The sequence below is a fragment of the Streptomyces vietnamensis genome (genome assembly GCF_000830005.1).
Taxonomy (GTDB): Bacteria; Actinomycetota; Actinomycetes; order Streptomycetales; family Streptomycetaceae; genus Streptomyces; species Streptomyces vietnamensis.
This window is the reverse complement of record NZ_CP010407.1, coordinates 1471118-1484300: the sequence shown is the minus strand read 5'-3', so window position 1 is coordinate 1484300 and position 13183 is coordinate 1471118. Positions and strand designations below refer to the sequence as shown.

General features: G+C 74.7%; 9 protein-coding genes. 8 read left to right on the top strand and 1 reads right to left on the bottom strand.

The genetic code is table 11. The annotated features are described in order from the left end of the window. The first annotated feature begins 79 nt into the window (after window positions 1–79). From SVTN_RS06405 to SVTN_RS06390, 4 genes are read left to right on the top strand one after another with little or no spacing between them, the layout of a single operon-like run. Window positions 80–1624, top strand: coding sequence for a hypothetical protein (locus SVTN_RS06405; protein ID WP_041128177.1), 1545 nt, complete (start codon window positions 80–82; stop codon window positions 1622–1624). Continuing rightward, window positions 1621–2367, top strand: a complete 747-nt coding sequence (locus SVTN_RS06400; protein ID WP_041128176.1) for a hypothetical protein — start codon at window positions 1621–1623, stop codon at window positions 2365–2367. Before SVTN_RS06405 ends, SVTN_RS06400 begins: the two co-directional genes overlap by 4 nt. Next, window positions 2364–3266: a membrane protein gene (locus SVTN_RS06395; RefSeq protein WP_041128175.1), complete on the top strand. Its 903-nt coding sequence runs from the start codon at window positions 2364–2366 to the stop codon at window positions 3264–3266. The genes SVTN_RS06400 and SVTN_RS06395 overlap by 4 nt, the downstream gene beginning before the upstream one ends. A gap of 39 nt (window positions 3267–3305) precedes the next feature. Then, the gene (locus tag SVTN_RS06390; protein WP_041128174.1) at window positions 3306–8027 is read left to right on the top strand and encodes a hypothetical protein; all 4722 of its coding nucleotides are present in this window, start codon (window positions 3306–3308) and stop codon (window positions 8025–8027) included. Window positions 8028–8096: 69 nt separating this feature from the next. On the opposite strand, the gene SVTN_RS06385 is transcribed toward SVTN_RS06390, so the two are convergent. Then, window positions 8097–8465, bottom strand: a complete 369-nt coding sequence (locus SVTN_RS06385) for a hypothetical protein (RefSeq protein WP_245727458.1) — start codon at window positions 8463–8465, stop codon at window positions 8097–8099. A gap of 436 nt (window positions 8466–8901) precedes the next feature. On the opposite strand from SVTN_RS06385, the gene SVTN_RS06380 reads away from it, so the two are divergent. The 4 genes from SVTN_RS06380 to SVTN_RS06365 are packed head-to-tail and all read left to right on the top strand — an operon-like array spanning window position 8902 to window position 13177. Further along, on the top strand, window positions 8902–11715 hold the full coding sequence (locus SVTN_RS06380; RefSeq protein ID WP_052499004.1) for a sensor histidine kinase: 2814 nt from the start codon (window positions 8902–8904) through the stop codon (window positions 11713–11715). Next, entirely contained in the window at window positions 11712–12161 is a 450-nt protein-coding gene (locus tag SVTN_RS06375) for a roadblock/LC7 domain-containing protein (RefSeq protein WP_041128171.1), read from the top strand. Before SVTN_RS06380 ends, SVTN_RS06375 begins: the two co-directional genes overlap by 4 nt. Before the next feature lie 10 nt (window positions 12162–12171). Next, window positions 12172–12597, top strand: coding sequence for a DUF742 domain-containing protein (locus tag SVTN_RS06370; RefSeq protein WP_041128170.1), 426 nt, complete (start codon window positions 12172–12174; stop codon window positions 12595–12597). Continuing rightward, on the top strand, window positions 12578–13177 hold the full coding sequence (locus tag SVTN_RS06365; protein ID WP_041128169.1) for a GTP-binding protein: 600 nt from the start codon (window positions 12578–12580) through the stop codon (window positions 13175–13177). The genes SVTN_RS06370 and SVTN_RS06365 overlap by 20 nt, the downstream gene beginning before the upstream one ends. The last annotated feature ends 6 nt before the right edge of the window (window positions 13178–13183 follow it).

Here is a 13183-nt window from a genome sequence, read left to right as displayed (position 1 = left end):
CCGTACGAGGCTACCGAGAGGGCCGGTCGTATCTGCGCCGTTTCGACCGTTGTCAGGGTGAGGACCTAATCTGTCCACCGTGACTTCGCCTGCCTCGACGGACCTCGCTCCGCCCCAGCTCAGCGCGGGGCCGCGCCCCGCGCAGGGCCCGGCCGCCGACGAAGGGCTCGCGCGGCGGCTCCGCGCGCTCGCGTGCACCGCCCCGCTGCACGACCTCGACGCGCGCAAGGCCAATCTGGCCGGCGAGTACACGGTCTACGCGATGGCCGAGGTGGCCCTCGCCGCGATCGACCTCATCACGCTGAACATGGACTTCGACACCGGCGCCGACCACGAGCAGATCGTCGCCCGACTGCTGCCCCGCGTCGCCGCCCAGGCCCCCACCCGCCCCGCCGCCGAGCACGAGCGCGTGGCCCGCTGGGTCCTGGAGAACCTGATCAACGTCGGCAGCGTCGACCGCGGCTTCCGCGCCGTCTACGGCACCTTCGGCACCGACGGGGTCTACGTCCGCCGCGACTACGACTTCAAGCTCATCGAAGAGGTCCCGGGGTACGGCGGCGGGGTCTACCTCCGCACCACCGACGAAGCGGTCAACGTCCTGGTCGGAGCCCTCGACACCGACGTCACCAGCGCCCAGATCGCCGCCGAGGTGAAGCTGGAGGTCCTCATCAACCGGGGCCGCCTCGCCGACGCCCAGCTCGCCGCCGAGCAGGCGCGCTACCGGACCGTGCAGTACGCCGAGACCCTCCGCAAGACCCTGGAGGCCACCCGGCGCAACGTCCGCGCCGTCGACTGGCTCCACACCGTCCCCGACATGATCGCCGAGGCGCTCGACCACGTGGCCGACCGCTATCGCCACGAGAACGCGATCCTCACCAACATCCGCAGGGCCCGCGACGAGGCCGAGGCCACGTCCGACGCGAAGACCGCCGAGCACAAGCGGCGCGCCGCCGAACTCGTCGACATAGTCAAGGACTGCATCCGGCGCCATACCCAGCTGCAGTCCCGCCTCCTGGAGGCCGGCCCGCTCTTCCGCGCCGAGCAGGACCGCCAGGCCTTCGCCGCCCCCACCGCGTACACCGGACTCGACCTGTACGGACAGCTGGTCGCCCCCGTCCTGCCGCTCCCCGTCGAACAGGCCACCCGCGTCACCGACGCCTTCTTCGCCCACGGCACCGGACTGCGCACCCCCGCCTCCGTCCGCCTCGGCGACCTCGTCGACCTGCTCCTCACCCCGCCGGTCGAGCGCGAGCACCTCGGTGCGGAGATGCCCGAGCCCGATCTCATCGCCACCCCCGACGACTCCCGCTTCAGCGAGGAGCAGCTCGCGAGCGCCATGCGCCTGCTCGACCTGGAGCACGACGCCCCGCGCCGCCTCTCCGGCCTGCTCGCCGAGGCCCGCCGCCTCGACCCCGACCTTCCGTACCTCGTCGCCCTCCTCGCCGTCCACGCGGCGAGCCCCCCGGTCGGCACCGCCTACCGCCAGGGCGAGGAGCGCCTCCTCTTCGCCGTCGACGACGGCACCCCGCTCGACGACCCCGAGTTCGGCGGCGCCGACCTGATCGTCGGTACGGCGCTGCTCGACGCGGCGGGCATGGCAGCGGACCGCACGGAGGCCTCGTGACCCTCGCCCCCCAGGCCCCGGCGAGCCCTGCCGACCCCGCACTCCCGGCTGCGCCGGCGTCGACCGCGGTACCCGCCGAGGCACCGGACACCGATGCCGTACGCGCGTCCGTACCGGCCCCCGCCGTTCCGGCGGACGCCGCCGTACCACAGCGGGAACCCGTGGCGGGAGCGGATTCCGTACCGGAGCCCGCCGCCGAGTCCGTACCGGAGCCCGAGTCCGTACCGGAGCAGGAGCCTGTGGTCGAGCCGGAGTCCGTACCGGAGCCTGCCGCCGAGTCCGTACCGGAGTCGCAGGCCGAGTCCGTACGGGAGACCGGCGCCGGGCTTCTTCCGGAGCCGGACGCGGAGGCCGTCCCCGAGCCGGACCGGGAGGCCGTCGAGGCCGTCCAGGACGACCTGACCGTTCCGGGCGCCCCGGGTGATCCGGCCGTTCCGGGCGACCGTCCGCGCCTGCGGGCCGTGCCCGTGGAGCCGCCGACCGGGGTCCGGGGCGACGACGAAGCCCTGCCCCGGAGCGAAGCGGCCGCCGGCCGCCCCCGGTTCGGGACCGTGTCGGTGCCGGAGCCGGCCCGTACCCCGCCCGCGCGGCGCCGGGACCTCCCGGCCGTGCGCGCCGTGCGGCTCACCGACGAGCCGCCCGCGCCCGCTGACCGCCCCCGCCCCGCCGCCGTCACCCCCGTCCCGCTGCCCGTACCCCGCGCCGTACCGACCGAGAGCCGTACCGAGGAGCCCCAGCCGTGAGCGAAACCCACGCCGAGTACACCGACGCGTGGAGCGAGCAGGAGTCCCCGCAGCCCCCGGCCGCCTCCACCGCCTCCGCCGTCACCCCCGCGGACGCCGCCGACGCGGCCCGGCTCGTCTCGTTCGGACTCCAGCCCAAGCTGCTCCCGGCCCGCGACGCCGAGTACACCGAGCTCCTGCGCCGCTACCGCGAGGACCCCGCCTTCGCGCGCCTCGCCGACGCCGTCGCCACCGGCCTCGGACTCGTCGTCCTGGAGGTCTCCCCGCGCGCGGGGATGGCCGTCACCGCGGGCGAGGACTCCGTCTTCGCCGTCCGCATGGGCGACTACGCCCGCCGCGCCAACACGGACTCCGCCGACCGCTTCCTGCACGGCCTTGCCCACCTCGCCGTCGCCGCCATGGCCTTCCCCCGGCCCGAGGACCTCGCCGACGACGCGTACATCGGCCGGCTCACGGTCAACGGCGTCGACGCCTTCGTGCGCCAGGCCTGTCTGCGCCTGGAGCAGCGCGCCGAGGAGCAGGGCGAGAACACCGACCCGGCCTCCGACGCCCCCGGCCTGGAGGCCGCCTGGCGGACCTACGCCCGCCGCAGCGCCACCGGAGCCACCAAGGACGCCCGCCGCCTCGCCGGTTCCACCACCGGCATCGTCGGCAAGGCGGCCGCGTTCCTCACCGACTCCGGCTTCCTCCAGCGCACCGGCGACGAGGGCGGCGGCTCCTACCGCACCACCGCCCGCTACCAGCTCCAGGTCCGCGACATGGCCGGCTCCGCCGCCATGGCCGAGCTCCTCGAACTCGGCGTCGTCCCCGTCAGCGACGGCTCCGCGACCCTCCTCCCGCCGCCCGAGGGCGACGACCTGGAACTCGCCGCCGACGCCGGCCTGCCCTTCCACGCGTAACCCGCGCACCACCCGAACGAGACGACGAGAGTCCGCCGCATGTACGAGCTGTCCCGGGTCCGCCTCTACTCCATCGGTCCCGCCGGTGCACGCTACGCCGACACCGTCCTGGACCTGCGGGGAGTCGGCGCACCCGTGCCCCATCCCGCCCCCACCCAGGCGGAGTTCTTCGAGGAGGAGCCGGTCGGCCCGCCGCGCCGCCCGGCCCCCGCGGGCGTGCTCTTCCTGGAGAACGGCGGCGGCAAGTCCGTCCTCCTCAAGCTGATCTTCTCGGTCATGCTCCCCGGCCACCGCAACACCCTCGGCGGCGCCAGCTCCGGCGTGCTGCGCAAGTTCCTCCTCGCCGACGACTGCGGCCACGTGGCCCTGGAATGGCAGCACACCCTCACCGGCGAACTCGTCGTCGTCGGCAAGGCCAGCGAGTGGCGCGGCCGCCAGGTCTCCAACGACCCGCGGAAGTTCGCCGAGGCCTGGTACTCCTTCCGTCCCGGCCCCGGACTCAGCCTGGACAACCTGCCCGTCGCCGAGGCGACCTCCGTCCGCCCGCCCGTCGAGGGCGCCTCCGGCGCGACCGGCCGCCGCCGCACCATGAAGGGCTTCCGCGACGCGCTCACCGAGGCCGGAAAGGCGTACCCGCACCTGGAGGTGGTCTGGGAGGAGATCCACGACCGCTGGAACGAGCACCTCGGCGACCTCGGCCTCGACCCCGAACTCTTCCGCTACCAGCGCGAGATGAACGCCGACGAGGGCGAGGCCGCCGGCCTCTTCGCGGTCAAGAAGGACTCCGACTTCACCGACCTGCTGCTGCGCGCCGTCACCGACACCCGCGACACCGACGGCCTCGCCGACCTCGTCGGCGGCTTCGGCAACAAGCTCGGCCGCCGCGCCGAACTGACCGCCGAGCGCGACTTCACGGCCGGTTCCGTCGACCTCCTCGGCCGGATCGTCGAGGCTGCCGAAACCCGTGCCCACGCGCGCGAGGTCCACGCGGGCGCCGAGCGCCGCACCCGTACCCTCGCCCGCCGGCTCTCCGCCCGCGCCGCCGAGGAGCGCGGCCGCGCCGCCGAACTCGCCCAGCAGGTCACCTCCGCCGGGCACGCCGTCGCCGAGGCCGAGACCGCCCGCAGCCGCAGCTCCCTGATCGCCGCCGAACTCGCCTACCGGCACGCCTCCCTGGCGCTGACCGCCGCCGAGAAGGGCGCCGCCGCCCAGCGCCGCGAACTCACCGACGCCCGCACCCTGCACTCCGCCTGGCAGGCGGCCGAGGCGGTGCTGCGCCACCGGGCCGCGGGCGACCGCTCCGCGCGCGTGGCCGCCGCCATCCGCGAGGCCGAGCGCGACGCCGCCCCCGCCCTGGCCGCCCGCGCCAAGGCCGCCGCCGATCTCGTACGGGCCCTCGCCGCCGCCGCCGAGGAGGGCGAGCGCCACGCGGCGGAGGAGGAGGAACGCTCCAGCGCCCTCCAGGACGCGAGCGAGACCGCCCACCGCGACGCCACCGCCGCCGCCACCGAGGCCCAGCGGGCCCGCAGCGAGGCCGGCCATCTGCGCCAGCGGCTCGCCGAGGTCGAGCAGGAGACCGCCGAGGCCGTACGGGCCGGCTGGCTCGACGACACCGCCCCCGACGCCGACCCGGCCCGCGCCGCCCTCGCCGCGAGCGACGCCGAGAAGACGACCGTCGCCGCCTGGGACACGGCCCGCGAGGCCGCCCGCACCGCGACCGAGCGCGCGCGTGAGGCCGCCGGCGCCGAGTCCCGCGCCGAACTCGCCGCCGCCCGCGCCGCGGACGCCGCCGAGGCCGCCGGGAACGCCTACGACGCGGAGCGCCGCGCCGCCGAGTCCCTCGCCTCCGAGGAGCGCCTCGCCGAGCTGCTCAGCCTGCCGTCCTCCTCCGGCTCCCCGCTCCCGGGCCAGCGCGCCGTCGGCCCTGGCGGCGAGGCCTCGGGCACGGGCTCCACCGCGGACGACGACCCCGCTGCGGACGCCGCGTCCGGTGCCGCCTTCGGGCTCGGCGCCGGCGACGGCGCCGGGGCGTCGGGCCCGCTCACCGTCACCGAGTTCGACCGGTACGCCGACGAGCTGCGCGGCCTGCTCGACCAGGCCGTCGCCTCCGCCGAGAGCCGGCTCTTCGAACTGCGCACCGCCGCCGCCGACGACTCCCGCATCCTCGGCGCCCTCGGCGACGGCGGCCTGCTGCCGCCCGGCCCCGACGTCCTCGCCACCGTCGAGTACCTCGGCGAGCACGGCATCCCCGCCCTCCCCGGCTGGCGCTACCTCGCCCAGGCCGTGGACCCCGCCGACCACGCCCGGGTCCTCGCCGCCCGCCCCGAGCTCGTCGACGGCGTCGTGATCACCGACCCCGTTTCGTACGGACGCGCGCGCGAGGTCCTCGGCACCGCCGCCCTGCTGCCCCGCTCCGCCGTCGCCGTCGGCACCGCCGCCGCCCTGCTCGCCCCCGTACCCGCCCAGGAGACGGCCGAGGACACGGGGGTCTTCCTCGTCCCGCCGAACCCGGCCATGCACGACGAGCACGCGGCGGACGAGGAGCGGCACGCGCTGCGCGCCCGCGCGACCGCCCGCGACGAGGAGATCCGCGGCCTCGCCGCCCGCCTCGCCGGCGACCGCGCCCTCGCGTCCCGGATCGGCGCCTGGCGCGCCGACTGCCCCTTCGGGATGCTCGCCGAGCTCGCGTCCGTCGCCACCACCGCCCGCGAGACCGCCGAGGCCGCCGCCGCGGCCCTGGAGGAGGCCCGCACGGTTCGTACGGAGGCGGACGAGGCCGCCGCCGAGGCCGCCCGGCTCCGGGACGAGCGCCAGGAGGCCGCCCAGCGCGCCCGCCGGGTCGCCGACGCCCTCGCGGGCCTGGCGTTCCGGCTGCGCGAGCGGTCCGCCTGGCAGGCCAAGCTCCGCGAACTCGCCGACGACGCCGCCGAGTCCGAGGCCCGTGCCCAGACCTGTCTGGAGCGCGCCCGCGCCGCCGACGAGGACCGGCGCGCGGCCCAGCGCGCCGCCGACGACGCCCACCGCACCGCCCGCGCCCTGCGGGCCGAGCGCGCCGAGATCGCCGGCGCCCCCGACACCCTCCCCGAGGAGGACCCGGCCGCGCCCCGCACCGCGCTCCCCACCCTCCGCGAGGCCTACCGTGCGGCCTCCCAGGTGTACGAGAAGGTCGGCGTCGGCGCCGACCTGCGCGCCGAGCAGGCCCGCGCCGAGAGCGACGAGTCCGCAGCCCTCGCCGAGCTCGACCGCCTCACCAACAAGGTTCGCACCCGCGCCGAACAGCTCCTGGAGTCCACCGACGGCGCCGACGGCCCGTCCCGGCAGGCCGCCGCCGCCCGCGCAGAGGCCCTGGTCCAGATGCTGGAGACCCGCGCCTCCGAGGCGAGCGAGAAGCTCGGCCGGCTCCGCGGCGAGGCCGAGCGCCTGGCCCCCGAGGACGGCGAGGCGCACACCGAGCTGCCCGAGGAGCTCGTCCCCGCCGACGCCGAGCGGGCCCAGGCCCTGCTCCGTACCGCCACCGGCGAACTCGCCTCCCGCACCGACGCCCTGGAGGCGGCGCGCGCCGCCCACGCCGGACTGCTCCGGGACCACCGGGCCGCCGAGGACGCGGCCGGCGGCTTCGACGAGACGGCGGCCCTGCTGCGGGACCTCCTCCGCGACCACGCGGACGAGGAGCGGGAGGAGACCGAGGCGTACGGCGGAACCCTGGAGGAGGCCCGTACGGTGGCGGCCGAGGCGCGGCGCGCGCTGCGCGGCTGCACCGCCGAACTGTCCGCCGCCGACGCCGCCGTGCGCGAGGCGAGCGACATCCTCGTCCGGCACGCCAACTCCACCCGTTACGAGCAGGTCCGCACCCCCGCCCGTCAGCAGATCCGCGAACTGCCGGCGTCCGCGCTGCCCGAGCACGCCGCCAAGTGGGCCGAGGCCTTCGCGCCCCGACTGCGGGTCCTCACCGACGAACTGGAGCAGCTGGAGCGCAACCGGGACTCGATCGTCGACCGGCTGCGCGGCCTCGTGGAGTCCTCGCTCGCGACGCTCCGCTCCGCCCAGCGGCTCTCCCGGCTCCCGGAGGGCCTCGGCGAGTGGTCGGGCCAGGAGTTCCTCCGTATCCGCTTCGAGGAGCCCGACCAGGCCACGCTCGCCGAGCGGCTCGGCGAGGTCGTCGACGAGGCGACCCGCGCCGCCGTCAAGAAGAACTCCGACCTGCGGCGCGACGGCATGTCCCTGCTCCTGCGGGGCGTCCAGGCGGCACTCGAACCCAAGGGCGTCTCGGTCGAGATCCTCAAGCCGGACGCGGTGCTGCGCGCCGAGCGGGTGCCCGTCGGGCAGATGGGCGACGTCTTCTCAGGCGGCCAGCTGCTCACCGCGGCCATCGCCCTGTACTGCACGATGGCGGCGCTCCGCTCCAACGACCGGGGCCGCGACAAGCACCGGCACGCGGGCACGCTGTTCCTCGACAACCCGATCGGCCGCGCCAACGCCACGTACCTCCTGGAGCTCCAGCGGGCCGTGTCGGACGCGCTGGGCGTCCAGCTCCTCTACACGACGGGCCTGTTCGACACGACCGCGCTCGCCGAGTTCCCGCTGGTGATCCGGCTGCGCAACGACGCGGACCTGCGGGCCGGACTGAAGTACATCAGCGTGGAGGAGCACCTGCGGCCCGGGCTGCCGCAGCCCGGCGGGGAGGGCGAGGCGATCCACGGCGAGATCACGGCGACGCGGATGTTCCGCCGCCACCAGTCCGACGAGCCGGACACCCCGTAGGAGTGCGTCGCACGACGCCGAGTGGCCCGGCCCCCTCTCAGAGGGGGCCGGGCCACTCAGCGTCGTTGCTCAGGCCGCTTCGGACAGCGGCGTCGTCTCCGCCCGGCCCTCGTCGCGCCGCGCCCGGATCGGCGGGCGCGCCGTGCTGCTCGGCTCCGACACCACGCCGTTGCGCTGACGCCACACCTGACGGGTGATCCAGACGTCGAGGACGCTCCAGGTCGCCACGACGGTCGAGGCCACCGCGGTGACGGTCATCGGGAACGCCAGCCACGCGCCCGCGACCGAACAGTAGAAGGCCACCACGGCCTGGATGAGTGTCACCGACGTGATCATCACGGCCCGCACGGCGGCGTTGCGCACCGGATCGGGCATCCGCCGCCGGCCCCGCTCGTCCTCCACCCACAACTGCCGGGCCGGCCGCGCCTCGTGTTCCATTGTCCTGTCACTCCCCACCACTGAACGACTCCAGGGTCGGCTGCCCGTCTTGAGCGGCTTTACGCGGACAGAACCCTCCCCGTGCGTATTGACGCACGAGAGAGCGAAAAGGTTTCGCCCGGGTGGGGAGCAACGCACCACAGGTCTCGGCGGAACGAACAGTTCCAGCCATCCGTGCAGGCCGGAGAAAGGGCACATCGCAAGGTGTCCTGCGCCACAGTGGCCAATCCCAACTCCCGTAATACCAGGACATCTCATGATCAACGCTCACTCGACAGGCTGAAAATAGCTCGGACACGCCTTCGGGATGGCCGTGATGCAGTAGTAGGCTCGCGCCGCCGTTTGTTGAAATTCAAGGTTGACGCCGCGTGTTGACGCCGGACGTCACGAACGTGAAGGACCCCCGCGACGCACGGGGGCCGAGCTGGGGGAGGCCATGCGCTTTCGCGGGAAGTCCATCCGCAGGAAGATCGTGGCGTTGCTGCTCGTACCGCTCGTCTCCCTCACCGGACTGTGGGGTTTCGCCACGGTCCTGACGGGCCGAGAGGCCGATCAGCTCCTCGACGTCGGCTACATCGTCGACAAGGTCGGCTACCCCCTGGAGGACACCGCCCGGGTCATCCAGATCGAACGCCGGCAGTCCCTCATCTACCTCGCCGACCCCCGTGGCTCCGACGCCCTCGCCTCCCTGCGCGAGACCCGCAGCGCCACCGACCGGCAGATCGCCCGCATCCGCGCCAACGCCGCCGACCCCGGCGTACGCGAGACCATGCGGCCCGTCACCACCCAGCGGCTCAACTCCCTCCTCGACGCGCTCGACGGCCTCGCCTCGCTGCGCCGCTCCGTCGAGAACCGCGACATCGGCCGCATGCAGGCCCTCGAGTTCTACAACCGGCTCGTCGACCCCTGCTACAGCTTCCTCATCACCCTCCACGCCCTCGAGAACGTGGAGATGGACAAGCAGGGCCGCGCCCTCGTCGGCATCACGCGCGCACGTGAACTGCTCTCCCGCGAGGACGCCCTCGTCCTCTCCGCCCTCGTCGCGGACCGCGTCACCAGCGAGGAGATCCGCGAGATCTCCGACCTCGTCGCCAACCGCGAGCAGTTCTACGAGGTCAACCTCGAACTCCTGCCCACCGCCGAGCGCGAGCACTTCGAGAAGTACTGGCGCAGCCCCAGGACCCTGCCGCTGCGCACCGCCGAGAACGCGATCGTCGAAGAGGGCCCCACCGGCAGCCCGCGCGCCATCACCGCCGCACGCTGGCAGGACCAGGCGAGCCCCGTCCTCGACGACCTGGCCCGCGAGAACACCGCCGCCGGCGACCGCTACCAGGACCGCGTCAAGCCCGCCGCGTACAGCGTCCTCCTCAAGGTCGGCATCGCCGGCGTCCTCGGCTTCCTCGCCCTCATCGCCTCGATCGTCATCTCCCTCCGCATCGGCCGCGCGCTCATCCGCGACCTGCGCCGCCTGCAGAAGGAGGCCCAGGAGGTCTCCGGCGTCCGGCTGCCCAGCGTCATGCGCCGCCTCGCCGCCGGCGAACAGGTCGACGTCGGCACCGAGGTGCCCCACCTGAAGTACGGGGAGGACGAGGTCGGCCAGGTCGGCCAGGCCCTCAACACCCTCCAGCGCGCCGCCGTCGAGGCCGCCGTCAAGCAGGCCGAACTGCGCCGCGGCGTCTCCGAGGTGTTCGTCAACCTCGCCCGCCGCAACCAGGTCCTGCTCCACCGTCAGCTGACCCTCCTCGACACCATGGAGCGGCGCACGGAGGACACCGACGAGCTGGCCGACCTCTTCCGCCTCGACCACCTCACCACCCGCATGCGCCGCCACGCCGAGGGTCTCGTCATCCTGTCCGGCGCCGCCCCCTCCCGCCAGTGGCGCAAGCCCGTCCAGCTCATGGACGTGGTCCGCGCCGCCGTCGCCGAGGTCGAGGACTACGAGCGGATCGAGGTGCGCCGACTGCCCCGCCTCGGCGTGGGCGGCCCCGCCGTCGCGGACCTCACCCACCTCATCGCCGAACTCCTCGAGAACGCCACGGTGTACTCGCCCCCGCACACCGCCGTCCAGGTCCTGGGCGAGCGGGTCGCGAACGGCTTCACCCTGGAGATCCACGACCGCGGCCTCGGCATGAACCCCGACGCCCTGCTCGACGCCAACCTCCGGCTCGCCGAGACCCCCGAGTTCGAGCTCTCGGACACCGACCGGCTCGGCCTCTTCGTCGTCAGCCGCCTCGCCCAGCGCCAGAACGTCCGGGTCTCGCTGCAGACCTCCCCGTACGGAGGGACCACCGCGGTCGTCTTCATCCCGGCCGCGCTGCTCACCGACGCGCCCGAGACCCAGGGCGCCGGATTCCGGCTCGACCGCAAGACCCTGGAGCGCCCGGGGCACACCGGCGACGCGGCCGGCGACGGCGGCACCCTGCCCCTCCGCAGGCCGGCCCTCGCGAAGGTCCCCGACGTGGCCGAGGCGCCCGAACCCCTTGACGGCCCCGTGGAGCTGGAGGCTCCGCTCGGCACCGAGGACTTCGACGTCCTCCTCGACCGGTCCGCGGACCTCCTCGACAGCGACAGCGAGCGCGGCGGCCTCTTCCGGCCCCGCGACCGCCGCCGCACCGGACGCGTACCGGCCGGCGAGCAGCACGAGCAGGCCAAGGACCGTACGGCGGGCCAGGACGCGCCCGCCGACGGCACGCTCCACGGCCCCGTACAGCTGCCGCGCCGCCGCACCCCGACGCTCGTCGTGGACCACGGCCGCCGCCTCGACGAGCCGGACGCCCACGCGCAGCCCGACCGCGCGCACCCGCAGGACCACCGGCCGGACTTCCCGCAGGACGACCGGCGGGGCCTCCTGCCGGGCGCGGGTCCCGTCCTCGTCCCCGTACCGCCGCAGGGTCCCGTACCGCCGCAGGGTCCCGTGCCGCCGGTGGGCTCCGTGCCGCCGGAGGGTTCCGTGCCGCCGGAGGACCCTGATCCGTTCGGCGGGCTGCCCCGCCGCGTCCGCCAGGCCAGCCTCGCGCCCCAGCTGCGCGAGACCGAGGGCCCGGCCGGCCGCGGTACGGGAACCCGCGCCGACGCCCGTACGGGCACCGGAGCACCGTCCGACGGACCCGACTCCTTCGAGCGCGACGCCGAGGAGGTACGCGCGCGCATGGCCGCCATGCAGCGTGGCTGGCAGCGCGGCCGGCGGGACAGCACAGAGCCGGACGATCCGACAGCACAAGGAACGACACCCGAGGGGGACGGTCGATGACCGCACCGAACGCCGCAGCACCCAGCACGACCTCCGGAAACGGACGCGGAAACGGCGAGTTGAACTGGCTCCTCGACGAGCTCGTCCAGCGCGTCGGGTCCATCCGGAAGGCCCTGGTGCTCTCCAGCGACGGACTCCCCACCGGTGCCTCCCAGGAACTGACCCGCGAGGACGGCGAGCACCTGGCGGCCGTGGCCTCCGGGTTCCACAGCCTCGCCAAGGGCGTCGGCCGCCACTTCGAGGCGGGCAAGGTCCGCCAGACGGTCGTCGAGCTGGAGGACGCCTTCCTCTTCGTCACGGCCGCCGGCGACGGCAGCTGCCTGGCGGTGCTCGCGGACGCCGACTCGGACGTCGGCCAGGTCGCCTACGAGATGACGCTGATGGTGAAGCGGGTCGGGGCCCACCTCACGACGGCTCCCCGGACCGGCCTGCCCTCGGGAGGGTGAGTGGGACGGCATGAGTGACGAAGCCGAGCAGAACCAGCGGAAGAGGGGCCAGCCCCCCGGCCACCACCACTGGTTCGACGACGAGGCCGGGCCGGTGGTCCGTCCGTACGCGATGACCCGCGGCCGGACCAGTGCCGCCACCCGCCACCGGCTCGACCTGATCGCGCTGGTCGTTCCCGAGCCTGCCGCCGACGACCCCGGCCGGGACCAGACGCTCTCCCCGGAACACGTGGAGATCGTCGAACGCTGCTCCGAGCAGCCCCAGTCGATCGCCGAGCTCGCCGCCGGACTCGACCTCCCCGTCGGGGTGGTCCGGGTGCTCGTCGGCGATCTCGTCGAGGACGAACTCGTCCATGTGACCCGCCCCGTTCCGCCGGCCGAGCTGCCGGACGTGAGCATCCTTCGCGAGGTGATCAATGGCCTTCGGGCGCTCTAGCCGCACCAAGCCGTACGTCGAGCCGGTGACCCTGAAGATCCTCGTCGCGGGCGGGTTCGGGGTCGGCAAGACGACGCTGGTGGGCTCGGTCAGCGAGATCAGGCCCCTGCGGACCGAGGAGATCCTCAGCGAGGCGGGGCGGCCCGTCGACGACCTGCACGGCGTCGAGACCAAGACGACCACCACGGTCGCCATGGACTTCGGCCGGATCACGCTGCGCGAGGACCTCGTCCTGTACCTCTTCGGCACCCCGGGGCAGGACCGCTTCTGGTTCCTCTGGGACGAGCTGGCCCAGGGGGCCCTGGGCGCCATCGTCCTCGCGGACACCCGCCGCCTGGAGGACAGCTTCGCCGCCATCGACTACTTCGAGCGGCGCGGCATCCCGTTCACGGTGGCCGTCAACTGCTTCGAGGGCGCCCAGCGGTTCCCGGCGGAGAGCGTGCGCGGCGCGCTCGACCTGGACCCCGAGGTGGAGCTGCTGATGTGTGACGCCCGGGACCGCGAGTCCGTGAAGAACGTGCTCGTGGCGGTCGTGCAGCACGCTCTCGTCCTCGCGGACCGGAGCCCGGTCGCCACGTGACCGCAC